Source organism: Clostridium sp. DFI.5.61, from assembly GCF_024462915.1.
Taxonomy (GTDB): Bacteria; Bacillota; Clostridia; order Oscillospirales; family Oscillospiraceae; genus Lawsonibacter; species Lawsonibacter asaccharolyticus.
The window spans coordinates 1-26,013 of sequence record NZ_JANGBZ010000023.1 but is presented as its reverse complement, the minus strand read 5'-3'; the positions used below and the strand labels follow the sequence as shown (position 1 = coordinate 26,013).

Sequence of the window (26,013 nt, the reverse complement as noted above, 5' to 3'; positions counted from 1 at the left end):
TCCCTGCCGGCCGGTCGGGCTTTGACCGGTCATATCTCACTTTATTATAGTCCCGGGGCCCCGGCGGGTCAAGGGAAGGAAAGGCAGGAAGTTTTTCCATGTTATCCGTGCTTCAGACATTGGATGGAGGGGCCTTGCTCTGGATCCAGGAGAACCTGCGGGGACTGTTGGACCCCATCGTAGAGGGATATACTACACTGGGCAACACCGGCCTGATGTGGATCGTGCTCTCTCTAGCCATGCTGTGCTGGAAGCCTACCCGGAAAGCGGGGGTGGCGGCCCTGGCGGCCATGGTGCTGGGGCTGCTGTGTACCAACGTGGTCCTCAAGCATGTGGTGGCCCGCCCCCGCCCCTGGCTGGATGTGGCGGGGCTGGTGCCGCTGATCCAGGAGCCGGACCCCAACTCCTTTCCCTCAGGGCATACCTGTGCTGCCTTTGCGGCAGCATCCGCCTGGTGGCGGGCGCTGCCCAGGAGATGGATGAGGTGGACCGGGCTGGTGCTGGCGGTGTGCATGGGCCTGTCCCGCCTGTATGTGGGGGTCCACTACCCCAGCGATGTGATCGCAGGGGCACTGGTAGGCCTGTTCTGCGGCTGGGCGGCCTGGAAGCTGCTGCAGCTGTGGGAGGAGCGGCGGGGATCTAGGCTCCGCTGAATTGCCATAGAGGAGCGCAGAAGCGCCGCCCGGCATCTAAACAGATGCCGGACGGCGCTTTTCTCTTGGGAGTTTATCCCCGCTTTCGCAGCAGGAAGGTGACCAGAAAGATGCCGGCCAGATACAGGGTGATGGAGGCGCCGGCGGAGGAACCGATGTAGTAGGAGGTCATCAGCCCGGCGATCCCGGCGCCCACCGCGAAGAGCAGGGAGCACAGGTGGTATTGGAACATGTTCCGGGAGATGTTCCGTGCCGCGGCGGCGGGGAGGACCAGGAGGGAGTTGATGACCAGCAGGCCCACCCAGGTCATGGACACCGTGACCACCACGGCGATGGCGGCGGAGAACAGGGCCTCCTGCCAGAAGACGCGGACCCCGCGGCTGTCCGCCAGGGCGGGATGGACCGCGGAGAGCATCAGGTGGTTGAAGGACAGACCCCACAGGGCCAGGACCAGCAGCAGGATCAGGGCCAGCAGGCCGATCTTGCCGGGCTCCACCGAGAGGATGTCGCCGATGAGCAGACTGTTGAATTTGGTAAAGGAGCGGCTGCCCAGGGTGGAGATGAAGATGCCCAGTGCCACCGCAGTGGAGGAGAAGACGCCGATGACCGTGTCGCTGGCCAGCCGGGTGCGGCGGCGGACAAAGTTGAAAAGCAGGGCAAAGACCAGGGAGAAGAGGACGGCGGCCCAGGTGGGCTCGGAGAAGCCGCAAAGGGCACCGATGGCCATGCCGGTGAAGGCGGAGTGGCCCAGGGCGTCGGAGAAAAAGGACATCCGGCTGTGGACCACCATGGTGGACAGGATGCCGAACAGAGGGGAGATGACTAGCACCGCCAGCAGGGCGTTTTTCATGAAGTACATGGAACCGGGCTGGGCCCACTCAAAGGGCAGCAGGTCCACCAGTGCGTACCAGAGCTCCATCATGCCTGTCCCCCTTTCCCCACCCGCAGGTGGAAGGTCTCATAAAATTCCGGGGAGGAGAGCACCTCGTCCGGCGGGCCTGACTTGAGCACCCGGCGGTTGAGGAGGATAACCTTGTCGGCGAACTGGCCCAGGGTGGCGAAGTCGTGGGTGGACAGGAAGATGGACAGGTCATAGCTGGTGCGGATCTCATCCAGCATCTCCAGCAGCTGGTGCTCCCCCTCGATATCCACACCGGACAGGGGCTCGTCCAGGATCAAAATATGGGGCAGCGGCTCCAGGGCCATGGCCAGAAGCACCCGCTGGAGCTGGCCGCCGGACAGGCCTCCCATGGGCTTGTCCAGCAGGTCCTCCCCATGGACTCGGGCCAGACAGCGGGCCACCAGCTCCCGGTGGCGCCTGGGCACGGGCAGGCAGACAGGCCAGCGGGTGACGGCGGCGGCGAAGAAGTCCAGTACGCTCACCGGGTCCCCCCGGTCAAAGCTGGGGGACTGGGGCACATAGCCGATGAGGGGGCGGGTCCCCCGGGCGGCGAGGGGAGCGTTGGCCCCGTCGGACAGCCGGACGGCAGGCCCGCCGGCAGGGGAGAAGGTGATGGTGCCGGAGTATGGCATCTGCCCCAGGATGCTGCGGAACAGGGAGGACTTGCCCGCCCCGTTGGGGCCGATGAGGGCGGCGATCTCCCCGCAGTGGAGGTGGAAGGACACATCCTCCAGGATGTCCTCCCCTTGGATGTGGACCGACAGGCCCTCCAGCTTCAGGCAGCAGGCGTCGGAGCAGCCCCCGGCCAGCCTGCCGTGCTTGATCTTTCTCACAGCTGATCCAACTCCTCTCCCCCGAAGAAGGATACGATGGTGTTCACGTTGCTCCGCACGCCTTCCAGATAGGTGGACAGGTCCCCCTCCTCCGGGCCGTCCATGAGCATGGTGAGCTGGGCCACCTGACAGCCGGTTTCCCGGGAGATGGCGTTGGCGGTGGCGTCGGAGCCGTTGACCTCGGTGAAGATGACGGGCAGCTGGTGCTCCTTCACCAGCTGGGTGATCTCATTGATCTCCATGGCGCTGGCCTCGCTGCCCTCCTCCTCCTCGATGGAGGCCAGCAGGGGCAGGCCCAGTGCCTGGGCAAAGTAGCGGAAGCCGTCGTGGAAGGTGATGAGGGCCGCGCCTTCTGCCCCCTCCAGGGCCTGGGTGCAGTCGCCGGCAAAGCTGGGCAGCTGGCCGGCGGCCTCCTCCCCATTGCGGGCGTAGGCGTCTCCGTGGTCCGGGTCCGCCAGGGCGAAGCCCTCCTGGAGATTGCGCACCATGACGGCGGCGTTTCCCGGGTCCATCCAGTAGTGGGGGTCCCAGTGGCCGTGGTCGTGGCCACCGTCTCCCTCCTCGTGGATGTGGTCCGCGTTTTCAAGCAGCGCCACCCCCTGAGAGCAGTCGATGACCGCCGCGCTGGAGGCGGCCAGGGCGTCATCCATAAAGTCCTCCAGCCCGGCGCCGTTCATGGCGATGACATCCGCACCCTCGATCTTTTTCATGTCGTCCACCGACAGGGTATAGTCGTGGAGGCAGCTCACAGAGCCGGTGTTCAGCCGCTCCACGGTGACGCCCTCCACGCCCTGGGCAACGGTCCGGGCGAAGAGATAGACCGGATAGGTGGTGGCCAGGACGGTCAGCCCCTCCTCCTGGGAGGAGCCCGAGGGGGCCTGGGTGCAGCCGGGAAGCAGGAGCAGGACGGACAGGAGCATGGATAAAATGGGTCGTTTCATGGGATACCTCAAATTTCATCAGAGTGGATCGAATCATATTATTATAGCGCGATGGCGGGGATTTGTAAACGGATAGCGGGGAAAGTCTCTTTTTGCCCCGGCAGAAGGGAGAAGAACACTCCGCCCGTCAGGGCTCAGAAGGCGCCGGCTTCGTCGCCGAACCAGGTCACCAGCAGGTCCACGCAGGCACCGTAGGACTGGATGCCCAGATCTTGGCCGTTGCTCTTCAGAAAGGTGTCAAAGGTCTGGGCAGCGGCCTCCTCCACGGGGGACTCCAGAGCACGCCAATAGGCGTTGTTGTCCTCCCAATCGGTGGACAGCTCCGGTGTAAAGGAGGCCGCCGCGATCTGATACCACAGATCCGGGGAGACGGCGTAGAGGGCGTTGCACAGCTGGATCAGGCCCATCAGCCATCCGGAGTACTGGAACACCGGATCGCCGCAGGACACCGCCGCGGCGATGCCCACAAAATTGGCCTCCAGCTCGGAGAAGACCATCCGCTGGTGGGACATCTCGTGGGCGATGGTGGCCGGCACCAGGCAGGCGGGAGCGTCCACGTTGACATTGGCCTCGCCGGTGAAAGGGAAGTAGACGCCGGTGAAGCCCATCATGCTCTGCAGCCGGGAGAAGAACATGGGCTTGCAGGGCACGGAGGGCATAGCCAGACAGGGGAGCTTCTGCTCCAGCTCCTCATAGACGGAGACTCCCCGGCGGAAACAGTCGTCCAGATCCTCAGCGAAGTGGCCCTCGCTGTCTCGGACCATCTGGGTGGAGAGGTCTGCGGCCTGGCAGGCAAAGTACAGCGTGACCTGGGCCAGGGTGGACACGGTGTAGGGCCGGGTCTCCAGACCGCTCTTTTCTGCGAAGGAGGCGGAGTAGTAGCCCGCAGACCAAAGCCAGCAGTAGCCGGTCCATACCCAAAGCAGGGCACAGAGCAGGCAGACCAGCCGCCGGCCCAGCTCATGCGGAGCGTGGAGCCGGACGGCCAGCACCGTGCCGCGGATGAGGCAGAGAGCGCAGGCGGTGAGAAAGACCGTGACCAGCACCTCCGCCAGGGAGAAGGGAAGCGGGGCAGACAGGCGGCCCAGAAGCTGCTCCGCCGGTGCCATGACATGGATGACCCAGCCGTCCATCAGGGCCTGACGGCCCCGAAACAGGTAGAAGAGAAGAGAGAGCAGGACAGGGGGGAGCAGGGGTAGGAGCGGACGCAGGCGGCGGGTGGTTTTTTCCTTGGTTTCCATGGGACCTCCTGGGACGGGTCAGATCAGGACGGGGCCGGTGGTCCACTCCAGTCCGCCGGGGCGGGGAGTGGAGAAACACAGGCCGTACAGGTCGGTGCAGCGGGCCTCCAGCTGGAAGAGTCTGCGGCCCGGCCCGTCCAGGGACCGGGCGTGGGCCGGCTTGGTGAGGATGGGGAGGGAGGCCGCTCCCTTCATGGCCCGCAGGAGCTCCTGCCCCCGTGGGGTGAAGCCCAGAACCCGGAGGTAGGGCGGGGCAGCCGGGCGGTCGGCGGCGGTCAGGCCCAGGAAGGCCCACAGCAGGAGACGGCGCAGGCGGGCGTGGGAGTACCGCTTGGTCTTGGCCAGGGTGAGAAATTCCTCCACAGACAGGGCCCTGCTTCCCGCCTGGACGAGCCGGGCAGGAAGCCCCTCCTCCACACCGGAGTCCGGGAGGAGGGCCCACTCCGCCTGGGACAGAGAGCGGACACGGGCCAGGAGGGCACGCTCCAGGTGGGACAGGGAGGCGGGCTCCAGCTCCTCCGGCCAGGGGGCGGGCAGGAAACAGTCTGCCAGGTCCCGCCGGCCGGCGGCAATCCACTCCCGGAGGATGGAGGCGGAGGCGAAGCCCTCCGCGGGGCGCGGGGCGTCGTGGCCCGCTCCCTGGCGGGGGACCGCCAGCACCTGGGGGGACCAGCCCAGGGCGGAGGCGGCCCGCAGGTACTCCACCCCCAGGTTGTCATTGGGACGGGAGAGGACCTTCGCCCGCTCCGATCCCAGCAGGGCCGCCACCACAGCCTGGCGGCAGGCGGCGAAGGGCATCCCTTCGTCCAGAAAGCGGCTCAGGCCCGCCCGGTATGCCTCGCTGTCCAGGCAGGCGGCCGCCGCGGCCAGGGCGGCCGGGTCCCCGCTCTCGCTGCCGAAGGAGAGGACGTCCACCACGCCGCAGGCCCGGAGCAGGGCAACGGCGCCCGTAGCAAAGGACTCGGCGGAGGAGGCCGCCCACACTGTGGGCAGCTCCAGCACCAGGTCCGCCCCCCCGGCCAGGGCCCAGCCCGCCCGGGTCCACTTGTCCGCTGCGGCGCAGGCGCCCCGCTGGACCCAGTTGCCGCTCATGACAGCGACGACGGCGCAGTCCGCACCCAGGAGCCCCCGGGTGCGGGCGATCTGATAGGCGTGGCCAGTGTGGAAGGGATTGTATTCGGCTACGATACCGGCAGTTTTCAAACGGAACGCCCCCTGTCTGATAGGATGTCTGTATGGAGATGCTTGAAAAAATGTATGATGAAATCCAAAAAAATGGTTGTCCTCCAGGGGAAAAAGCAGTAGAATGATTCCATCAGGTACAGATACAGTTTAGTACATTCCGCCCAGATAGGCAACAAAAACTGTGAAAAGGAGATCGTTTCCCATGAATATTCTGGTCATCAACGCCGGCAGCTCCTCCCTGAAGTATCAGCTGCTCAACCCCGAGACCCAGCAGGTGCTGGCCAAGGGCCTTTGCGAGCGCATCGGCATCGACGGCAAGTTCACCTATAAGCCCCAGATGGAGGGCAAGCAGGTGCTGGACGCTATCGACATTGCCATGCCCACCCACTCTGAGGCCATCCAGGCTGTGCTGGACGCCCTGGTGGACAAGGACAACGGCGTGATCGGCTCCATGAAGGAGATCGACGCGGTGGGTCACCGGGTGGTCCACGGCGGCGAGGCTTTCAACCAGTCTGTCCTCATCACCGACGAGGTGATGAAGGCTCTGGAGGACTGCATCCCCCTGGCGCCTCTCCACAACCCCGCCAACATCACCGGCATCAACGCCTGCACCGCCGTCATGGGCAAGGACGTGCCTCAGGTGGCCGTGTTCGACACCGCCTTCCACCAGACCATGCCCGCCAAGGCTTACATGTACGCGCTGCCCTACGAGTACTATGAGAAGGACAAGGTCCGCCGCTACGGCTTCCACGGCACCAGCCACAAGTACGTAGCCGGCCGCGCCGCCGCCATGCTGGGCAAGCCCATCGAGGAGCTCAAGCTGATCTCCTGCCACCTGGGCAATGGCTCCTCCGTCACCGCTATCGATGGGGGCAAGAGCGTGGACACCACCATGGGCTTCACCCCTCTGGCCGGACTCCCCATGGGCACCCGCTCCGGCGACCTGGACGCCGGCATCCTGGAGTATATCATGGGCAAGTACGGCTATGACATCAAGGAGATGGTGTCTATCCTGAACAAGAAGTCCGGCGTGCAGGGCGTGTCCGGCGTGTCCTCCGACTTCCGTGACCTGGAGAACGCCCACAAGGAAGGCAACGAGCGGGCTGGCCTGGCGGTGGATATGTTCAACTACGGGGTGAAGAAGTACATTGGCGCATATGCCGCCGCCATGGGCGGCGTGGATGCCATCATCTTCACCGCCGGCGTGGGCGAGAACTCCGCCTCCCAGCGCCTGGCCATCGCTTCCGACCTGGAGTTCATGGGGGTCAAGATGGACGCCGAGGCCAACAGTGTCCGGGGGAAGGAGACCGTCATCTCCGCCGCCGACTCCAAGGTGAAGGTGCTGCTGATCCCCACCAATGAGGAGCTTATGATCGCTATGGATACCGCCGCCATCGCCAAGGGCTGAGCGCGGTCCTGAAAACAAAAAACGCCCGGCAGTCACAGACTGCCGGGCGTTTTTTGATGTCGTTCCGGGCCCCTTTTTGTGTCCACACGCTCTTGGGGAGAAAGATGGCGGCGGCAGCGCCGCCAGAGGGACGCAAAAGGACTTAGGGATCTTTACAGGGCGGACAGGACCAGCTGCTCGCCGTCGGAGGAGGCATCCAGCCGGGCGACCGGGTGCTGCCAGCTGTCGATGATGCGGGAGGCGATGGCATCCTCCAGCTCCTTCTGGATCAGGCGGCGCAGGTTGCGGGCGCCGTAGGCGGCGGAATAGGACTTTTTCACCAGATAGTCCAGCAGGCTGTCCTGCCAGGTGAAGACGATGCCCTTCTCGGCCAGGGAGTCCTGGAGCTCCTGGAGCATCAGGGCGGCGATGGCCTTGAAGTTGTCCTCTGTGAGCTGGTTGAAGTAGACGATCTCGTCTACCCGGTTGATGAACTCGGGCCGCAGGAACTCCTGAAGAGCCTTCATGGCCCGCTCCCTGCCCTGTTCATTGGCGGTGCGGGCGAAGCCCACAGAGCCCGATTTGGTGTTGCTGCCGGCGTTGGAGGTCATGACGATGACTGTATTTTCAAAGTTCACCGTCCGGCCGTGGGCGTCGGTGATCCGGCCGTCATCCAGGATCTGGAGCAGGATGTTGAGCACGTCAGGGTGGGCCTTCTCGATCTCATCGAAGAGAATGACGGAGTAGGGCTTGCGGCGGATCTTCTCTGTCAGCTGGCCCGCCTCGTCATAGCCCACATACCCCGGGGGGGAGCCGATGATGCGGGAGACCGCGTGCTTCTCCATGAACTCCGACATGTCCAGCCGGATCAGGGACTCCGGCGTGTTGAACAGGTCGTGGGCCAGCTGCTTCACCAGCTCGGTCTTGCCCACGCCGGTGGAGCCCACAAAGATGAAGGACACCGGCTTGCGCTTGGGGCTGATGCCCACACGGCCCCGCCGGATGGCGGAGGAGACGGCGTGGACCGCCTCATCCTGACCGATGATGTGCTGCTTCAGCCGCTCCTCCAGCCGGGCCAGGCGCTGGTACTCACGTTCCTGGATCTGGCTGGCGGGGATCTTGGTCCACAGCTCGATGACGTTGGCCAGATGCTCCAGCGTCAGGGCGGGGGTGGGGGCGGCGTCCAGCTGTCCCTTCTCCTGCTCCAGCCGAAGCTCCTGGCTGCGGATGGCGGCAAGCCGGGCATAGGACTCCTCGGTGGCGGCGGCCATCATGACCTCTTTCTCCTTGTCCAGGTCGGCCAGCTCCTTATCCACCTCGGCCCGGCGGGCCAGAGTGCGGTTCTCCAGGTTCACATTGGAGCAGGCCTCGTCGATGAGGTCGATGGCCTTGTCGGGCAGATAGCGGTCGGTGATATACCGCTCGCTCATGGTGACGGCCAGGCGGCACATCTCAGGGGAGATGACGACCTGGTGGTAGGCCTCGTAGTAGGGGGCAATGCCCTCGATGATCTGCACGCTGTCCTCGATGGAGGGCTCCTCCACGATGACGGGCTGGAAGCGCCGTTCCAGGGCGGTGTCCTTCTCAATGTGCTTGCGGTACTCATTGAGGGTGGTGGCGCCGATGACCTGGAGCTCCCCCCGGCTCAGGGCGGGCTTGAGGATATTGGCGGCGTTCATGGAGCCCTCGGCATCGCCGGCGCCCACGATGTTGTGGACCTCGTCGATGACAAGGATGATATTGCCCAGCTTTTTGATCTCCTCAATGAGGCCCTTCATCCGGCTCTCGAACTGGCCGCGGAACTGGGTGCCCGCCACCAGGGCGGTGAGGTCCAGCAGATAGACCTCCTTGTCCAGCAGCTTATAGGGCACGTCGCCCTTGGCGATCTTCATGGCCAGCCCCTCGGCGATGGCGGTCTTGCCCACGCCGGGCTCGCCGATGAGGCAGGGGTTGTTCTTCTGGCGGCGGTTGAGGATCTGGATGACCCGCTCCAGCTCCCGCTCCCGGCCGATGAGCCGGTCCAGCTTGCCCTCCTGGGCGCGCTGGGTCAGGGAGATGCAGTAGTTCTCCAGAAACTTCCGCTTCACGGGGCGCTCCTGCCCCTTGCCGCCGTTCTTGTCCGGCCGGGGGGCGGCGTCCTTCTTGGGCTCGGCGTCCCCGCCGGCGGCGGCGCCGAAAAGCTGGTTCAGGAAGGGGAAAGTGGCGGTGCGTCCGTCGTCCTCGTCCCCGTCCTCCCGGTCCTGGGGCATCAGTCCCTCCATCCCCTCGGCCCCGCCGAAGGCGGACATCATCTCACTGGTGAGGTTTTCCAGGTCCTCGTCGGTGATGCCCATCTTCTGGATCATGTCGTCGATGGGCTTGATGCCCAGCTCCTTGGCGCACTTGAGGCACAGTCCCTCATTCTTGGACTGGCCGCCTTCCAATTTGGTGATAAAGACCACCGCCACATGCTTGTGGCAGCGGCTGCACATGGTGGGCTGCATCTATGCAAACACTCCTTCCGGGAGAGAGAAATTTTTTGGAACAAAGACAGGATAACCCCGAAATGTGAACTTGTCGTGAATTCGCAAGAAAAGGCTGGGCACACAGAGAGAAACTCAACGAAAGAGCAGGGGCGCCAGCAGGGAGAGAGGGGTGTGGGTGCAGAAAAAGCGGAGGAGCACCGTCCCCTCCACCGCCTCCTGGGAGATCAGGGAGCCCCTCAGGAGCCAGCAGAGGATGAACACGATCAGTCCCCCCTTCACCAGCCCGAGGGCGGCGCCGCTCCAGTGGTTCAGGGTGGACAGGACAGGCAGCTTGCAGGCCAGGTCCAGCACCCGGCTCAGCAGCAGCCAGAGAAGCAGGACCAGGGCAAAGGAGACCAGGAAGAGGAACATCCGGGTCAGCTCCAGGGCCAGATAATCCGCCACCGCCCGGGCGGCGGAGGTAGTGACCTCCATCACCCCATCCTGGATGGCGTCCTGGATGGGCTGGATAAAGTGCTGGTACAGGCTGGAGGCCTGAAGGGCGTCCAGGACCTCGTCCAGGGGGAGTTGGGCGAGCCAGTCCTCCTCGCCTTCCTGGCCCTCTTCCCCGCTGAAGGCGTCCGAAAGGGCGGGGGGCTGAGAGGCCTCGGAGGTCTCAGGCGGGGGGAGCACCGCATGGGTCTGTTCCTCCAGCACCTGAGTGATGCTCCGCTCCAGAGCGGGCTGGATCAGGCGGCTCATGGGCCGGGCCAGCTGGCTGGAGATGACGGTGGCGCCGATGAAGGCCACAAAGACGGCCAGCAGGGAGCACAGCGTCAGCACAAAGCCGCGGCGGTAGCCCTTCCAGGCGGTGAGGAGGAGCAGGATGAGGATGACAACATCAAAAATCACAAAAGACATCAAAATACCTCGCTTGGATCAGGAGAAAAGGGAACTCAGGAGGGGATATAGAGCCAGGCCTGCTGGCTGTCGGCCAGCAGGGCGCTGCCGTTGGGGGAGAGGGCGGTGAAGCGGGCGTCCTGGGTGTCCTCCAGGGCGCGGTAGAGGGACATGTCCCGGGTGTAGATCTCCAGGCCGCTGCCGGTGAGCAGGGACAGGTAGCGCCCGGCGGCGGAGAAGGAGAGCACCTGCCCCCGGAGGGGGGCCTGGGCGATGAGCTGGCACTGGGGGTCGATGGTGAGCACCTGCTCGGCGCCGCCGGCCTGGTAGCGGCCCAGCAGGAGCACTGCGAAGCCGTCCCCGCCCAGGTGGCAGCCCTTGAGGTAGCTGCGGCCAAAGGAGTAGGTCTCATAATCGGAGCCGTCGGCGGCCACCGAGAGCAGGCGGTCCTCCCCCAGAACCCACAGCTGCTCCGCCTCATAGTCCAGGTCCAGCACCGCCAGGTTGCCCAGGGAGAGGGTGGCGGAGGGCTCACTGCTGTCCACCGGATAGAGGAGGAGCTGACTGAAAAAGGAGCCGTTCTCCTGCCCGATGGTGATCACGGCCACCGTCTTGCTGTCCGGAGAGACAGCGGCGTCGGCCACGAACACGCTGGAAAAGTTCAGCTGGATGATCTCCTTCCGGCTGGTGCTGTTGACGTTGTACACCGTGACTGAGCCCTTATAGCCGCTCTGCTGGGCGGTAACAGCCAGCCAGCCGCTGTCGTTGACCCGGGCGGAGAGGAGGGTGCCGTCCACGTCCAGGGAAAAGGCCTCCTGACCGTCCTGAAAGAGAAACAGGCTCTCTCCGCCGGCGTCATAGACCACGCCTGCGGAGGAGGAGGCGGACAGGACGGGCTGGCTGAGGGGGGTGACCTCCTCAGCGTACTGGTCGCCGGAGAAGGAGTAGTAGTGGGCGCCGGCGGCGGAGCACTGAAGGATGCCCCCCTTCAGATAGGCGAAGGAGATGCTGTCCCCGCCCGCGTGGGTGAAGGGGGCGGCGGCGCCGGAGGCGTCGGTCTCCACAGAGCGCAGGGCGAGCCAGCGCTTCACCGCGTCCAGGTTGAACTGGTCCCGGTAGACCACCAGGGTCAGGGCTCCCAGGGCCAAAGCGGCGGTGACCAGCAGAGCCAGCAGCCGGACCAGAATATTCGGTTTTTGGGAGGCGGATGCCTGCTTTGTTGTCTGATCCTTCATGTTACCTCTCTCCCCCGGGGCGGGAGGGGGCGCCAGGCCCCCTTACACAACGTCCTCGTCATACCACAGCCTGGTCATATACAGCCCGCCGGGTGGGACGGTGGGGCCGGCGAGGGTGCGGTTGCCCGAGTCCAGGATGGCGGGGATGTCCTCCGGGGCCAGCTTGCCCTCGGCGGCATAGACCACAGTGCCCACCATGGCCCGGACCATGTTGTAGAGGAAGCCGTCGGCGCACACCCGGCACTCGATCAGCTCCCCCTTCCGCTCCACCTGGAAGTAGTGGACGGTGCGCACGGTGGTGCGGGTCTCGGTGCCCACGGAGCGCACCGCCCGAAAGTCGTGGGTGCCCACGAACTGGCTGGCGGCCCGCTGCATCACCGACTCGTCCAGATGCTTGGGGTAGAACCAGGCCCGGTCCACATAGAAAGCGTTGCCCAGGCGGGAGTTATAAATGCGGTAGGTGTATTCCTTTTTCCGGCAGGAGCCGATGGCGTTGAATTCCATGGGCACCTGGACGGCCCGGACCACCACGATGTCGTCGGGCAGGCGGGTGTTGACCGCCAGGGGCAGGCGGTCGCAGGGGATGGTGGAGGTGGTGCGGAAGTTGGCCACATAGACCTGGGCGTGGACGCCGGCGTCGGTGCGCCCGGCGCCGGTGCATTTGACCGGGTGGCACACCACGGTGGACAGGGCCCGCTCCAGCGTCTCGGCCACGGTGACGGCGTTTTTCTGGACCTGCCAGCCGTGGTAGGCGGTGCCCACATACATCAGTTTTAAAGCAATGTTTCGTTCCATTTTATCACCAAAGGGGGGCGGATCTTGTCTTTTTCGGGGGCGGTCAGCGGCTGATCTCCCGCTTGTCGCTGCGGCCCATGAGATAGTCCAGGCTGACGCCGAAGAAGTCCGCCAGGGCCACCAGACCCGGGACTTCCGGGTAGCTTTCGTTATATTCGTACTGCTGATAACCGCGCAGCTTCAAACCGCAGATCTCAGCCATTTCCCGCTGCTTCAAGCCGCGTTCTTTTCGCAATTCCCGAAGTCTTTCTGAAAATTTTGCCATAAATACCTCATTCCTCTTGACATGCGCGTAAAACGCGTTTATTATATGATTAATAAACGCGTTTTATACGCATTTTTTGGGAGGGCAAATCATGGAGCAGATGTTGAAAATAATGTTTTCTGACAATCCGAACTTGCCAGAGGAACTATATACATTCTGTAATTCCATCCCCGATTATGTCAGGGCGGAGCGGGAATATCTCCAGATCGCCCGGCAGGTGGCGGACCGGCTGGGGTACGACCTCTATAACGAATTTGAGGAGAAGCTGAACGACTATATGGCCCAGCAGCTCGACGCCTGCTACCTCTTCGGGCTGGGGCTGCGGCGGGAGCTGGCCGCCGGGCTGATGCTGGAGGAGTGAGGGCTCACAGCCCGAAGCGGCCCAGCACCCCCACCCCCGCCGTGAGGACCAGGAAGAGCAGGATGACGGCCGCGTCATTGTGCCGGTATTTCAGCTGGCGCAGGCGGGTGCGCCCCTCGCCGCCGTGGTAGCAGCGGCACTCCATGGCGATGGCCAGCTCGTCTGCCCGGCGGAAGGCGGAGATGAACAGAGGGACAAGCAGGGGGACCAGCGCCTTGGCCCGCTGGATCAGGTTGCCCGACTCAAAATCCGCCCCCCTGGCCCGCTGGGCGGACATGATCTTGTCCGTCTCCTCGATCAGCAGGGGGATGAAGCGCAGGGCGATGGACATCATCATGGCCAGCTCATGGACCGGCACATGGATCTTTTTCAGCGGGCCCAGCAGGTTCTCCAGCCCGTCGGTGAGCAGGATGGGGGAGGTGGTGTAGGTCAGCAGGAAGGTGCCGGCAATGAGCATCAGGATGCGGACCACCATGAAGAAAGCGTTGAACACGCCCTCCAGCGTGATGGTGAAGATCCAGAAGCGGACCAGCACCGTGTCCCCCGGCGTGTAGAACAGGTTGAGGATGGCGGTGAAGATGACGATGAACACCACCGGCTTCATGCCCCGGAAAATGGACTTCACCGGCACCTTGGAGACGGCGATGGACACGGCCAGCAGCAGGAACATGATGCCGTAAGTGACAAAGGACTTGGCCAGGAACAGAGCCACGATATACAGCACCACCGCGATCAGCTTGGTGCGGGGGTCCAGGCGGTGGACGATGGAATTGCCGGGGAAGTACTGCCCCAGCGTGATATCCTTCAAAGCCATTTACTCCACCCCCTTTTCCCGAAGCCTGCGCAGAATGGTCTCCTTGGCCTGGGGGATGGTGTAGACGGAGGCGTCGATGTCCACGCCCATGGCCCGCAGACGGCTGAACACCCGGGTCATCTGGGGCACGCCCAGCCCCATGCGCTCCAGTTCCGCACCGTGGCGGAACACCTCCCGGGGCGGGCCCTGAAAGGGGATGCGGCCGTCGTTGACCACCACCAGCCGGTCCACCGTGCGGGCCACCTCCTCCATGGAGTGGGAGACCAGGATGATGGTGGCATTGTTGGACTGGTGATAGTCCCGGATGTTGCCCAGGATGGACTCCACTCCCACCGGGTCCAGCCCGGCGGTGGGCTCGTCCAGAATGAGCACCCTGGGCTCCATGGCGATGACCCCCGCGATGGCCACCCGCCGCTTCTGGCCGCCGGAGAGCTCAAAGGGGGACTTTTCCAGCTGGTCGTCCCGCAGTCCCACGAAGCGGGCGGCCTCCCGCACCCGGCGGTCCACCTCCCCCTCGTCCAGCCCCATGTTTTTCGGGCCGAAGGAGATGTCCTTGTAGACGGTCTCCTCAAAGAGCTGGTACTCCGGGTATTGGAACACCAGCCCCACCTGGAACCGGGTCTGACGAGTGCGCTTGGCATCCGCCCAGATGTCCTCCCCCTGGAAGAGCACCTGGCCGGAGGTGGGCTTGAGCAGGCCGTTGAGATGCTGGATCAGGGTGGACTTGCCCGAGCCGGTGTGGCCGATGATGCCCAGGTATTCCCCGGCGTAGGCGGTGAAGTCCACTTCCAGCAGCGCCCCCCGCTCGAAGGGGGTGCCGGCGCTGTAAATGTGGGAGAGCTTTTTGGTCTCCAGAATTGCTTCCATCCGTTGTGTTCCATCCTTTTTCAGTGAAGTGGTGCACGCCCCGCGGGGTCGCGCCCGAAAATATCACAGTTACGGCAGGACGCCGGTCTGTTTTGCCAGATCATCCAGCTGGGCCTGGAGATGGCGGGCCTGCATCTCCAGCCGCTTGACCCGCTGCCGGAGGGAGACCAGACACACGACCGCCCACGCGGCGGCCAGAGCGGTCAGTCCCAGCAGTACCGTGGGAAAGCTGTCATCAAACATCTCCAGCAGCAGCCTGGGGGCAGAAAAGACCACCAGAAATGCGGCGATGCCCGCAAAGACCCGGGTGCTTCTCTCTGTACTGTTCATGGCTGGCTTCCTTTCTTTGATGCAGCGTTCAGCAGCTGACAGAGAGCCTGGGCGCACTCCTCGTCGCTGAGGGCGTCCAGGGGGACGTCCAGCCCCTCCTGCCGCAGTTCCCACAGCAGCTGAGTGGTGTCAGGGACAGTGAGCCCCACGGAGCGCAGGCCCTCCACGTCCTGGAACACCTGCCGCGGGGGGCCGTCGGCAATGACCCTGCCCTTGGTCATGACCACCAGCCGGTCGGCCTGGGCGGCCTCATCCATGTGGTGGGTGATCAGGACCACGGTGACCCCCTTCTTCCGGTTCAGATCCCGGATGGTGCGCAGCACCTCGGAGCGGCCGATGGGGTCCAGCATGGCGGTGGGCTCGTCCAGCACAATGCACCGGGGCTGCATGGCGATGACCCCGGCGATGGCCACCCGCTGCTTCTGACCGCCGGAGAGGAGATGGGGAGCGTGCTCCCGGAACTCATACATCCCCACCGCACGCAGGGCGTCGTCCACCCGCTCCCGGATCTCGGCGGGGGGGACCCCCAGGTTCTCCGGTGCGAAGGCTACATCCTCCTCCACCACATTGGCGACGATCTGGTTGTCCGGGTTCTGGAACACCATGCCCACCGTGCGCCGGATGTCCAGCAGGCGGTCCTCATCCACAGTGTCGATGCCATCCACATACACTTTGCCGCCGCTGGGCAGGAGGATGGCGTTCATGTGCTTGGCGAGGGTGGATTTGCCGCTGCCGTTGTGGCCCAGAACAGCCACAAAAGTACCCTCCTGGATGGACAGGTCCACCCCGTCCAGCACGACGGGGGCGACGCCCTCGGCGGAGGTGTAGGAGAAGCGGAGAGCTTCCGCGCGGATGATCGCGTCTTTCAATCAAAACACCCCTTGTTTTGAGTCAGGAATGAGAAGTTGGCAATTGAGAATTTTTTTTCGGGAGCTGGAGAGGGCGGCAGTGAACGGCCGCGCCCATAACTCCTAACTGGTCAAGATCTGCTCCAGCGCCCGGTGGCGCCGCAGGGGAGGACCAGGCCGCTCTCGGTGACGGGGAGGCCCAGCTCCTGGCTGTCGGTGCGGCCGCCGAATTTCCGGGAGAGCAGGGTCTCCAGGATATAGGTGACTACGCTGGGGGCCAGACCGGTGGTATAGGAGTTGAGGATCACAAACAGGGGCTGGTCGGACAGCACCCCCCGCACCAGCTCCACAAAGGGGTAGAGGTTCTCCTCCAGCCGCCACACCTCGCCGGTGGGGCCCCGTCCGTAGCTGGGGGGGTCCATGATAATGGCATCGTACTGCCGGCCCCGGCGGATCTCACGTTCCACGAATTTGGTGCAGTCATCCACGATCCAGCGGATAGGAGCGTCCTCCAGTCCAGAGCTCCTGGCATTCTCCCGGGCCCAGGACACCATGCCCCGGGCGGCGTCCACATGGCACACGCTGGCCCCGGCGGCGGCGCAGGCCACCGTGGCTCCGCCGGTGTAGGCGAACAGATTGAGCACCCGGATGGGCCGTCCCGCCCGCCGGATCTGCTCTTGGGCAAAGTCCCAGTTGGCCGCCTGCTCCGGGAAGAGGCCGGTGTGCTTGAAATTCATGGGCTTGATGTTGAAGGTGAGGCTGCCGTAGCGGATGGTCCAGCGCTCCGGCATGTCCTTCTTCTCCCACTGCCCCCCGCCGGAGGAGGAGCGGGCATACCGCCCGTGGGGATGCTTCCAGCCCGGATGGGTCCGGGGCGTGTTCCAGATGGCCTGGGGGTCTGGCCGCACCAGCAGCTGGTCCCCCCAGCGCTCCAGCTTCTCCCCACGGCCGCAGTCGATGAGCTCATAGTCCGTCCACCGGTCGGAAACCCACATAACAGGCACACACCTCTCTGGATAAGATCATTTCAAAATAAAACTATAATAGTATATCATCCGCCTCCCCCTCCGTCAATGAAAAGGGAGGGGAAATTCCCCCGTTTTTGTGGAGAAAAGGGGAGGAGAGGAGTGGCTTTTTTCCAAAACAGAGGGCCAGGGTTGTGTTTTTCCTCCGCCTGTGATAGAATCAGACAAAGTCAGACAAAACCATCCGCTCCCGTCCGGGGACGGAGAAAACGAGGTGCCCCATGGACCATCAGTTCAGAAACGCCGTCTTCGGCGGCTTTAACCGGCAGGATGTGCTGGATTATTTGGAGACCCTGGCCCGGGAAAATGCCCAGAAGCGCCAGGAGCTGGAGCAGAGCATCGGCCGGGCCGAAGGGGAGCGGGACGAGCTCTGCGCCCAGAAGCAGGCGCTGGAGGAGCAGAAGCGGGCCCTGGAGGGGGAGAAGGAAGAGCTGCTGCGCAGCGTGCAGCGCAGTCAAAGCGAACTGGCCGCCCTCCGCACCCAGCTGGGCGAGCGGGAGCAGACCGCCCGACAGACGCAGCAGGCCCTGGAGGAGAGCCGCCGGGAGGCGGAGGCGCTGAGGGAGCAGGTGGCCCGGCTGGAGCCGGACGCGGCTGCCTACGCCGCGGTGAAGGACCGCTCCGCCGGGGTGGAGCTGGAGGCCCACCGCAGGGCCCAGGGGGTGCTGGACCAGGCCAACAGCCAGGCCCGGCATCTGCGCCAGCAGATGGAGCAGTGGATGACCCGGGTGGGCCGGGAGTACGACGCCCTGCGCACCGAGGTGGAGGCCACTATCTCCCACGCCGCCGATCAGCTGGACAAGGCGGGAAAGTGCCTGGAGCAGGTGTCCGCCCTGCTCTCCGACCAGGACGTGGCTCTGGAGGAGCTCTCCCGTGCCTATGACAGCACCGCCCCGGACAAGGTGCCCGCCCCGGTTCCGCTGGAAGAGGAGCCCTGAGCTCTCTGTCGTGTGACGCTGCGCCCGGCACACCCCTCTCCTCCAGCCTTCCCCTGGGGGAAGGTGGCGCGGCGTATGCCGAGACGGATGAGGGGGCGTCTTTTCGCCGGGCCGATCAATATAGGACGGGAGAGTCTGAGATTTGCACCTGTCCGCCCCGGTCACTGAATGATCTCATGTGGGAAAAAACAGACCGCGGGAGCCGTATTCCCTGATCGGCCCGCTTTCTGCGCTCCTCATTTGACAAAGGGGGAGGGCTGTGCTATACTGTCACCGATTTTAAGAAAAGGGTGGTGGCTTGATGTCGGCGATCCGCTGAAAACAGGACAAGAAAGACCTGGTTCTCATCTTTTGCTGGGATGGGCCGTCTTGCTGTGCCTATTTTGCGGATCGATCATCAAGCTGTCTCCGAAGGGAGGGGGAGCTTTGCCGCGCCTGTCAGGCGGCAGGGTCCCCTAAGCAGCCGGAGGGATGGCTGCTGCCGCAATATGGGAAAACGGATGGCCCGGGACCAGCGGGGCCATCCATTTTTTGTTGTCCTGAACAGAAGACGTGCAGGCCGGCCGTGCCGGCACTGTCATGATATTTGATGAGATGAGGGACCAAACCATGAATCGGGAACATAAAAGACAGAAATACGAAAAAGGATATTATAAGACCCACCCCTGTACAGACAGCTTCACCTGCAAGGCGTGCGGCCGCCTGGTGGTATCGGATGGGGCCGGGAGCGGCCACCGGAACCACTGCCCCAACTGCCTGTCCAGCCTCCACCTGGACAACGAACCGGGAGACCGGGCATCAGACTGCGGCAGCGTCATGGATGCGGTGGCGGTGTGGGTGAGGAAGAACGGGGAATGGGCAGTGATCCACCGCTGCCGGCGCTGCGGCGCACTGAGTTCCAACCGCGTGGCGGCGGACGACAGCCCCATGAAGCTCATGTCCATTGCCATGAAGCCCCTGTGCCTCCCGCCCTTTCCGCTAGAGAGGATCGAGGAGCTGACTGAGCTGATGGGTGAAACGATTTGAGGAAAACGCGAAGGACGCCGCGGGCTCAGCCCACGGCGTCCTCTTTTTTCATCAGGCGTAGAGAAAGTTGGCCAGCATGACGGACAGCTCCCCCCGGGTGACGGCCCCCTCGGGGTCCAGCCGCCCGTCTGGCTGTCCGGCCAGGATGCCCTGCTCCAGGGCCCAGGCCACGGCGGCAGCCCCCTCCCCGGAGAGCTCTCCGCCGTCCGGATAGGCCATCAGTGCCCCGGTGTCCGTCAGGGCCTCGGCACCCAGAGTGAGGGCAAAGCGGTAGAGGACCAGGGCCACGTCCTCCCGGGTCATGTCCTGCTGGGGCAGGAGCTCATCCTCACGGACCAGCCCGGCGGAGAGGGCGAAGTTGGCCCCGCCGGCATACCACGCCCCGTCCCAGGGACCGGACAGCTGGGGGGCGCCGGCCACCTGCCAGAGCACGGTGAGCAGCTCCGCCCAGGTCACACCGCTGTCCGGGCGGAAGTTGCCGGCCTCATCCCCGGAAAAGAGGCCGGAGGAGGCGCAGGTCAGGGCGTAGCGGGCAGACCAGTGGCCGGTCAGGTCGGGAAAGGACAGACCGCAGATCTCCCGATAGAAATACTGCTCCACCGCCTCCAGGACATCCTGAGCGGCACCGGGCTGGAGCATGTCTGTGAGACCCGCCTGAGCGACGGCGTCCCGGTAGCCAGCTGTGTCTGTCTGGGCCACCAGGGCCAGATAGGTGTCGGCGGCGGCATCGAAGTCCTCCGCGGAGTCCACAAGGAGCTCCAGGGAATTGAGAACAGAAGTCACATAGCTGATGGTGTAGCAGGGCTGTTCAAACAGCTGGGAGTTGGCGGCCCAGTCATAGGCCTCCTCCCCGCCGATGGAGTAGAGGAAGCCGTAGGACTCCGAGATAGAGCGGTAGAGCCGGTTCATCCCGGACACCGTGAGGCCGTCCGCCTGATAGACCGCCTGCTCAAACTCGTCGTACATGCAGAAGTACAGCATCCCCAGCAGGTCGGAGAGAATGGCCACCCGGTAGGCGTCCCCGCCCGCCTGGCCCGCCAAGCTGTCAGCAAAGGTGAGGTACAGGGCCTCCAGCCCCTGAGAGTGGGTCTCGGCCACGTCGTAGCAGAACTGCTCATCCTCAGCCAGGCAGTGGTTGGCGAAGTGGCCGAACTCGTGGATCAGGGTCTTTACGTCCAGATAGCTGCCCTGGGCGGAGCTGAGGATATAGGCAGAGCGGTAGGCGGGCAGGCTGACAGTGACGCCCAGCGTGCTGGAGCTGGCCAGTATGTCCAGATCGTAGAGACCGTTGTCCCGCATATAGCCGTACAGTTCCCTGTATTCGCTGGAGACTGCATCCATATAGGGCTCCACAGCGTCCAGCACCTCCTCCTGGGTCATGTCCTCCAGGGAGGAGAGCCGGACGGGGGACAGGGAGCTGAGGCGGGACTGGGCGATCAGCAGTTCGGACTCCAGACGGGGCAGAAGGGCCTTGACCGCGCGATGGAGGAGGGCGGCCTCCTCCGGCGTATAGTCCCGGCCGTAGACAGTCTGATAGGCGTACTGGACATAGTCATCATAGCCCTTGGAGGCGGCGTACTGATTGCGCACCTTTACCAGCTCCAGGTAGATAGGGGCGAGGACCCCATTGCGGCCGGCGGCCAGCTCCCCCACCAGGGTCAGATAGGCATCCTCCTCCAGTGAGCCCACCAGATAGGCGGCGTCCGCCTGGGCACGGGTCCAGGTCCTGCCGCCGGACTGGACAGAGGGCTCCTGGACCACCGCCTCCCAGTATTCGTTGACCAGAGCAGTCTCACGCTCCAGCAGGGCCAGCTCCTCCCGCGTATTGGGGGAGGTGGACAGGAGGGACTGAGCCTGCCCCTCCCCCAGCAGCCCGGCCAGAACGGAGCCGTAGGCGCTGTTCAGCACCTCCTGGACGGCGGAGAGGTAGTCGCTCTCCGCCTGACCGCAGACGGAGCTGTAACGGACATACTCCTGGGTGCAGGAGGTGGGGGAGCGCATATAGTCCAGGGAGCAGAAGTAGTACTCGGTGAGCAGCTCGTTGAAGCGGTCCGTCATCCTGGACAGCAGAGAGAGGACCGAGCGCTCTGAGGCATCCTCCCCCCGAACGGCGGTCAGAAGTGCCTGCCGGGCCGCATCAAAGCTGCTGGGGTCGGCGGGGCTCCAGTCCTGGGCCGAGGCGGGGACCGGCTCCGGGAAGTCCGGGAAGAACTCGGTCTCCCGGGCCAGGGCCGCCGGAGCGAGCAGCGAGACAGACAGAAGGAGGGAGAGCAGGAGTGGCAGAAGACGGCCGCACTTCATAGAGATGCCTCCAATACAGACGATTTCGGGCCCGGAAGCCTGTCTCCATCCTATCATATCCGGGGTGGAAAGACAAGCGCCAGGCCAAGGGGCAGAGCTGAAAAATACGCCGCGGAAGGGGAAAACAGCGTCAAAAAGGCCCGCTCCCGTATGAGAGATGTCACACGGGAGCGGGCCGGGGGCTGATGGTCCGGGGGCGGCTCAGACGGAGACCGGATCCATCTCAACGGTCAGCTGCTCCATCAGGTCCACCACGTCGGCGCCGGCGGGGGGCTGGGTCTGGGGCTGGGTGCTGGAGGCGGAGTAGGTGCCGTCCATCGTCACGGTGTAGGTGAAGCCGGGAATGGAGACGCCGGAGGCCTCGTCGATGACGGCGGGCGTGCTCATCTCCATGGTCATAGCCAGCTCTTTGCCCTTCATGGAGGCGTCCACGGACACAATGGCCCCCTCCTGGTCCGCCTTCATGGTCATGGAATAGCCGGTGACCTTGGAGTCGGAGGTGAACAGAGTAAAGGTGATGTCCATGTCCTCCGCCTGGGTGGTGGAGATATAAGTGGTCCCCTTCTGCTCCAGGGCACTGTCGGAGAACATGCTGTTATAAAGAGCCAGGAGATCACGAGTGGTCATGGAGGCGGAGGTGAGGGGGACCTCCCGCAGGATAAGGGCCAGAGAGTCGGCAAAGCTCATGTCCTGAGCGGCCCGGGCCATGAGCAGGAGGTCGGTGTAGTCCAGGCCGGTCTGGAGGGAGAGCTGGTCCATCATGGACTTCAGATCCATCTTAAACCACAGGCCGGTGACGCTGGGATCGGACATCTGGGTCAGTGCATCGGAGGAAAAGTAGAACAGGCCCTCCTCCAGGTCGCCCCGCAGTTCCAGGTCGATGGGATCGATCTGGGCGGATACCTCAGCATCAGGAGCGGACAGTTCCATATCCAGCTCTGTGCTGAACTGGAAGGCGGAGCTGTCGCTCTGGAGCATGGAGTAATCTCCCTGGATGCCGCCGGTCATGAGGGAGGAGAGCTCCATCTCCACTGCCAGACTGCCCTCCACCTTGCAGGTGCCGCCGGTCAGATCCTGGGTGTACTCCAGATACCGCTCCATCATGGCGTAGGTCTCGGAGTTGGCGGCCAGGATGGCATCTACGTCGTCGATGATGACAGTAGAAGTCTGGGCATCCCAGCCTACGTTGTACCCCAGGGCACCGGCCACCAGTCCCACGGGGACATAGGTGCGGGAGGAGGCGGCGTCGATGAAGGGAGCGGCATCGGTGGTGATGGTGTCCGTCTCAGCGGCGTCCTCCTGCCCACGGGTCACAGTGAGCTCCTTCTGGTCGATGGTCAGGGTGATGGAGGTGCCATCCTTGGCCGCGGTGACACTGCGGGTGGCGGCGTCCCAGGTGATATCCCCCTGGGCGAAGCCCAGGGCGTCAAAGGTCTCCACCATGGGCAGGAAAGAACGGCCGTCCTTCAACAGGGGGGCGGCGTCGGTAAAGGTGACGGCCTCCCCATTGACCAGGACGGAGAAATCCCCCTCCTGGGCCGCGGAGGCGGGCAGGCAGAGCGCCAGAAGCAGGGCGCCGGCGCACAGGGCGGTGCGGAACGCGCGGTTTAACATGACAGATCCACTCCTTAAAATTGACATGGGCCGCCAGGCGGCCCGAAAGCCGAGCTTTTTTCCGGTCTCAATATACCATATCCGGGGGGAAAAGACAAGGAGCGAGAGGGAGAAGGAAGAAAAAATCCGGCGCGGGCCCGCAGGTCCGCGCCGAAAAAAGGAGGAATAGGGGAGGAATCAGGCGTCGATGACCTCGCCGGTGAGCACCTCCCGGCTGTCCACGGTGAGCTGTCCATCCCGGCAGTCCACGGTGATGCGGGAGCCGGGCTCCACCTGGTCGGCAATGATCTTCTTGCTGATAAGGGTCTCCACCGTATGCTGGAGATAGCGGCGCAGGGGCCGGGCGCCGTAGATGGGGTCGTAGGCGCTGGCAATGATCTCCTCCTTGGCCGCGGGGGTGAGGACCACGGTGAGCTGTTTGTCCTCCAGCCGGCGGTTCAGGTCGGCGGCCATCAGATCGATGATATGGGTCACGTTGTCCTTTGTCAGGGGCTTGTAAAACACGATCTCATCCAGCCGGTTGAGAAACTCCGGGCGGAAGGACCGCTTGAGCAGATCGCTGACCTGCTCCCGGGCCTCCTGGCTGATCTCCCCCCGGCTGTCGATGCCGTCCAGCAGGAACTGGCTGCCCAGGTTGGAGGTAAGAATGATGATAGTGTTCTTGAAATCCACGGTGCGGCCTTGACTATCTGTAATACGGCCGTCGTCCAATACTTGAAGTAATATATTGAATACGTCCGGGTGGGCCTTTTCCACCTCATCAAAGAGGATAACGGAGTAGGGTTTCCGCCGCACCGCTTCAGTGAGCTGGCCGCCTTCCTCATAGCCCACATATCCGGGAGGAGCCCCGATGAGCCGGGACACGGAGAATTTCTCCATATACTCGCTCATGTCGATGCGAACCAGGTTCTTCTCGCTGTCGAACAGGGCCTCAGCCAAGGTCTTGGCCAGTTCGGTCTTACCAACGCCGGTGGGGCCCAGGAACAGGAAGGAGCCAATGGGCTTGTTGGGGTCAGCGATGCCGGCCCGGCTGCGGAGGATGGCCTCGGACACCAGGCGTACCGCCTCGTCCTGGCCCACCACCCGCTGGTGGAGGATGTCCTCCAGGTGAAGCAGCTTCTCACGCTCCCCCTCCATGAGCCGGGAGACGGGGATTCCGGTCCACCGCTCGATGATGCGGGCGATCTCCTCCTCGGTGACCTTGTCCCGCAGCAGGGAACGCTGCCGCCCCTCATTGGCGATCTGCTCCTCCGCCTCCAGGGCCTTTTTCAGCTCGGGGATGCGGCCGTACTGGAGCTGGGCGGCCCGCTCCAGGTCGTACTCCCGCTGGGCCTTCTCCAGCTGGGCGTTGGCCTCCTCCAGCTCCTCCCTGAGCTTCTGGACCTTGCCAATGGCATTCTTCTCGTTCTCCCACTGGGCTTTCTTGGCGTTGAACTCATCCCGCATGTCGGAGAGCTCCTTCTGGATCTCCGACAGATGCTCCTGGGACAGCTTATCTGTCTCTTTTTTCAGAGCGGCCTCCTCGATCTCGTGCTGGATGATCTTCCGCTGGATGACGTCCAGCTCGGTGGGCATGGAGTCGATCTCGGTGCGGATCATGGCGCAGGCCTCATCCACCAGATCGATAGCCTTGTCGGGGAGGAAGCGGTCAGTGATATAGCGGTTGGAGAGAGTGGCGGCGGCGATGATGGCCCCGTCGGTGATCTTGACGCCGTGATAGACCTCGTACCGCTCCTTCAGGCCGCGGAGGATGGCGATGGCATCCTCCACCGTGGGCTCATTCACCATGACAGGCTGGAAGCGGCGCTCCAGAGCGGCGTCCTTTTCAATATACTGCCGGTACTCGTTGAGGGTCGTGGCGCCGATACAGTGCAGCTCTCCCCGAGCCAGCATGGGCTTGAGGAGATTGCCCGCATCCATGGAGCCCTCCGTCTTGCCCGCCCCTACGATGGTGTGCAGCTCGTCGATAAAGAGGATGATACGCCCCTCGGACTTCTTCACCTCGTTGAGGACGGCCTTCAGCCGCTCCTCAAACTCGCCCCGGTACTTGGCCCCGGCGATGAGGCTGCCCATATCCAGGGAGAAGATGGTCTTGTCCTTCAAACTGTTGGGCACGTCTCCCTTCACGATCCGCTGGGCCAGTCCCTCGGCAATGGCGGTCTTACCCACGCCGGGCTCCCCGATAAGGACGGGATTGTTTTTGCTCTTGCGGGAGAGGATGCGGATGACATTGCGGATCTCGTCGTCCCGGCCGATGACCGGGTCCAGCTTGTTCTGGCGGGCCCGCTCCACCAAGTCGGTGCCGTACTTCTTCAGGGCGTCATAGGTCTCCTCAGGGTTGTCACTGGTGACCCGCTGGTTGCCCCGGACAGAGGTCAGGGCCTGCATCACTTTTTCCCGGGTGACGTTGTAGGTGCGGAACAGCTCCTTCAGGGCGCTGTTGGCACTGTCCAGCAGGCCCAGCAGGATGTGCTCCACAGAGATATACTCATCCTTCATGGACGCCGCGGCGGACTCGGCGGATTTCAGGGCACGGTCCACGTCCTGAGCCACATAGACCTTGTCCGCCTCCCGGCCTCCACCGGAGACCCGGGGCAGCTTCTCCACCTCGTGCTGGACGGCGGCCTGGAAGCTGGGGAGGGTCAGGCCCATATTGGTGAGCAGCTGGGGGATCAGCCCCTCGCCGTCCTGGACCAGCGCCATGAGCAGATGGGCCTGCTCGATCTGCTGGTGCCCGTACTCCAGGGCGATGTCTTGGGCGCCCTGAATGGCGGCCAGCGATTTCTGGGTAAATTGATTCATATTCATAAAAGGAACACCTCCTAGATCCGATCTATATTGATTCTTAAACTTTAGCACTCAATAAACTTAACTGCTAAAATTAGTATAGAGCCATTGGACAAGATTTGCAAGTCTTTTTTCAAGTTTCCATACTTTTGTGTGCTGCGTCCTACAGGGGCACACAAACTGAAAATTGAGTTTGGGAAGAAACGCGATTTGGAAAAGAGTCAGGGGGGGGGGGGGGGGCCGGGGGGGGGGGGGGGGGGGGGGGGGGCCCCTCTACACTCTGACGCCCCAGTTTCAGGGGGCGCTGGTGGTCTGTCCCGGC

The 26,013-nt window shown here is 63.8% G+C and carries 23 protein-coding genes; 5 read left to right on the top strand and 18 right to left on the bottom strand.

Going from position 1 to position 26,013, the window contains the following annotated elements; translation table 11 throughout:
- The first annotated feature begins 98 nt into the window (after positions 1 to 98).
- Entirely contained in the window at positions 99 to 653 is a 555-nt protein-coding gene (locus tag NE584_RS11670; protein ID WP_050623566.1) for a phosphatase PAP2 family protein, read from the top strand.
- A gap of 73 nt (positions 654 to 726) precedes the next feature.
- Here NE584_RS11670 and NE584_RS11665 read toward each other — a convergent pair whose 3' ends face one another.
- From NE584_RS11665 to NE584_RS11645, 5 genes are all read right to left on the bottom strand, one after another.
- A complete protein-coding gene (locus NE584_RS11665; RefSeq protein WP_202973708.1) occupies positions 727 to 1,575 on the bottom strand; it encodes a metal ABC transporter permease in 849 nt (282 codons plus the stop codon).
- The gene (locus tag NE584_RS11660; protein ID WP_050623567.1) at positions 1,572 to 2,387 is read right to left on the bottom strand and encodes a metal ABC transporter ATP-binding protein; all 816 of its coding nucleotides are present in this window, start codon (positions 2,385 to 2,387) and stop codon (positions 1,572 to 1,574) included. Before NE584_RS11660 ends, NE584_RS11665 begins: the two co-directional genes overlap by 4 nt.
- Positions 2,384 to 3,328 (bottom strand): metal ABC transporter substrate-binding protein, encoded by a 945-nt coding sequence (locus tag NE584_RS11655; protein WP_108980631.1) that lies wholly within the window; start codon positions 3,326 to 3,328, stop codon positions 2,384 to 2,386. The genes NE584_RS11660 and NE584_RS11655 overlap by 4 nt, the downstream gene beginning before the upstream one ends.
- A gap of 134 nt (positions 3,329 to 3,462) precedes the next feature.
- Positions 3,463 to 4,569, bottom strand: coding sequence for a DUF3810 domain-containing protein (locus NE584_RS11650; RefSeq protein ID WP_108980632.1), 1,107 nt, complete (start codon positions 4,567 to 4,569; stop codon positions 3,463 to 3,465).
- 18 nt (positions 4,570 to 4,587) lie between these two features.
- Entirely contained in the window at positions 4,588 to 5,772 is a 1,185-nt protein-coding gene (locus NE584_RS11645) for a nucleotidyltransferase family protein (RefSeq protein ID WP_050623570.1), read from the bottom strand.
- 184 nt (positions 5,773 to 5,956) lie between these two features.
- On the opposite strand from NE584_RS11645, the gene NE584_RS11640 reads away from it, so the two are divergent.
- Complete coding sequence (locus tag NE584_RS11640; RefSeq protein WP_050623571.1) at positions 5,957 to 7,162, top strand: acetate/propionate family kinase; 1,206 nt, start codon at positions 5,957 to 5,959, stop codon at positions 7,160 to 7,162.
- A 152-nt stretch (positions 7,163 to 7,314) separates the two neighbouring features.
- On the opposite strand, the gene NE584_RS11635 is transcribed toward NE584_RS11640, so the two are convergent.
- From NE584_RS11635 to NE584_RS11615, 5 genes are all read right to left on the bottom strand, one after another.
- Positions 7,315 to 9,624: an ATP-dependent Clp protease ATP-binding subunit gene (locus tag NE584_RS11635; protein ID WP_108980633.1), complete on the bottom strand. Its 2,310-nt coding sequence runs from the start codon at positions 9,622 to 9,624 to the stop codon at positions 7,315 to 7,317.
- A gap of 114 nt (positions 9,625 to 9,738) precedes the next feature.
- The gene (locus NE584_RS11630) at positions 9,739 to 10,506 is read right to left on the bottom strand and encodes a CvpA family protein (RefSeq protein ID WP_050623573.1); all 768 of its coding nucleotides are present in this window, start codon (positions 10,504 to 10,506) and stop codon (positions 9,739 to 9,741) included.
- Between the two features lie 35 nt (positions 10,507 to 10,541).
- Positions 10,542 to 11,720 (bottom strand): DUF5711 family protein, encoded by a 1,179-nt coding sequence (locus NE584_RS11625; RefSeq protein ID WP_108980634.1) that lies wholly within the window; start codon positions 11,718 to 11,720, stop codon positions 10,542 to 10,544.
- 42 nt (positions 11,721 to 11,762) lie between these two features.
- Positions 11,763 to 12,515 carry a tRNA pseudouridine(38-40) synthase TruA gene (truA, locus tag NE584_RS11620; protein WP_108980635.1) on the bottom strand — a complete coding sequence of 251 codons (753 nt, stop codon included), beginning with the start codon at positions 12,513 to 12,515 and terminating at the stop codon, positions 11,763 to 11,765.
- Between the two features lie 43 nt (positions 12,516 to 12,558).
- Entirely contained in the window at positions 12,559 to 12,780 is a 222-nt protein-coding gene (locus tag NE584_RS11615) for a helix-turn-helix domain-containing protein (RefSeq protein WP_050623577.1), read from the bottom strand.
- A 91-nt stretch (positions 12,781 to 12,871) separates the two neighbouring features.
- Here NE584_RS11615 and NE584_RS11610 point away from each other — a divergent pair, with 91 nt between their 5' ends.
- Positions 12,872 to 13,141 carry a hypothetical protein gene (locus tag NE584_RS11610; RefSeq protein ID WP_050623578.1) on the top strand — a complete coding sequence of 90 codons (270 nt, stop codon included), beginning with the start codon at positions 12,872 to 12,874 and terminating at the stop codon, positions 13,139 to 13,141.
- A 4-nt stretch (positions 13,142 to 13,145) separates the two neighbouring features.
- On the opposite strand, the gene NE584_RS11605 is transcribed toward NE584_RS11610, so the two are convergent.
- The 5 genes from NE584_RS11605 to NE584_RS11585 all read right to left on the bottom strand — a co-directional run bounded on the left by NE584_RS11605 (position 13,146) and on the right by NE584_RS11585 (position 16,995).
- Positions 13,146 to 13,955 carry an energy-coupling factor transporter transmembrane protein EcfT gene (locus NE584_RS11605; protein ID WP_108980636.1) on the bottom strand — a complete coding sequence of 270 codons (810 nt, stop codon included), beginning with the start codon at positions 13,953 to 13,955 and terminating at the stop codon, positions 13,146 to 13,148.
- Positions 13,956 to 14,822 carry an energy-coupling factor transporter ATPase gene (locus tag NE584_RS11600; RefSeq protein ID WP_050623580.1) on the bottom strand — a complete coding sequence of 289 codons (867 nt, stop codon included), beginning with the start codon at positions 14,820 to 14,822 and terminating at the stop codon, positions 13,956 to 13,958.
- Between the two features lie 69 nt (positions 14,823 to 14,891).
- The gene (locus NE584_RS11595) at positions 14,892 to 15,152 is read right to left on the bottom strand and encodes a hypothetical protein (RefSeq protein ID WP_050623581.1); all 261 of its coding nucleotides are present in this window, start codon (positions 15,150 to 15,152) and stop codon (positions 14,892 to 14,894) included.
- On the bottom strand, positions 15,149 to 16,021 hold the full coding sequence (locus tag NE584_RS11590; protein WP_050623582.1) for an energy-coupling factor transporter ATPase: 873 nt from the start codon (positions 16,019 to 16,021) through the stop codon (positions 15,149 to 15,151). The genes NE584_RS11595 and NE584_RS11590 overlap by 4 nt, the downstream gene beginning before the upstream one ends.
- 110 nt (positions 16,022 to 16,131) lie before the next feature.
- Positions 16,132 to 16,995 carry a class I SAM-dependent methyltransferase gene (locus tag NE584_RS11585; protein ID WP_108980637.1) on the bottom strand — a complete coding sequence of 288 codons (864 nt, stop codon included), beginning with the start codon at positions 16,993 to 16,995 and terminating at the stop codon, positions 16,132 to 16,134.
- A 251-nt stretch (positions 16,996 to 17,246) separates the two neighbouring features.
- Between NE584_RS11585 and NE584_RS11580 the strand changes: the two genes are divergently transcribed.
- Both NE584_RS11580 and NE584_RS11575 read left to right on the top strand, forming a co-directional pair.
- Positions 17,247 to 17,963 carry a hypothetical protein gene (locus NE584_RS11580; protein ID WP_108980638.1) on the top strand — a complete coding sequence of 239 codons (717 nt, stop codon included), beginning with the start codon at positions 17,247 to 17,249 and terminating at the stop codon, positions 17,961 to 17,963.
- Positions 17,964 to 18,572: 609 nt separating this feature from the next.
- Positions 18,573 to 18,989, top strand: a complete 417-nt coding sequence (locus tag NE584_RS11575) for an RNHCP domain-containing protein (protein WP_108980639.1) — start codon at positions 18,573 to 18,575, stop codon at positions 18,987 to 18,989.
- Positions 18,990 to 19,040: 51 nt separating this feature from the next.
- On the opposite strand, the gene NE584_RS11570 is transcribed toward NE584_RS11575, so the two are convergent.
- The 3 genes from NE584_RS11570 to clpB form a co-directional block, all read right to left on the bottom strand.
- A complete protein-coding gene (locus tag NE584_RS11570; protein WP_170116219.1) occupies positions 19,041 to 21,290 on the bottom strand; it encodes an S-layer homology domain-containing protein in 2,250 nt (749 codons plus the stop codon).
- A gap of 201 nt (positions 21,291 to 21,491) precedes the next feature.
- Positions 21,492 to 22,904, bottom strand: a complete 1,413-nt coding sequence (locus NE584_RS11565; RefSeq protein ID WP_170116220.1) for a copper amine oxidase N-terminal domain-containing protein — start codon at positions 22,902 to 22,904, stop codon at positions 21,492 to 21,494.
- A gap of 177 nt (positions 22,905 to 23,081) precedes the next feature.
- A complete protein-coding gene (gene clpB, locus NE584_RS11560) occupies positions 23,082 to 25,712 on the bottom strand; it encodes an ATP-dependent chaperone ClpB (protein WP_050623588.1) in 2,631 nt (876 codons plus the stop codon).
- Positions 25,713 to 26,013: the final 301 nt, after the last annotated feature.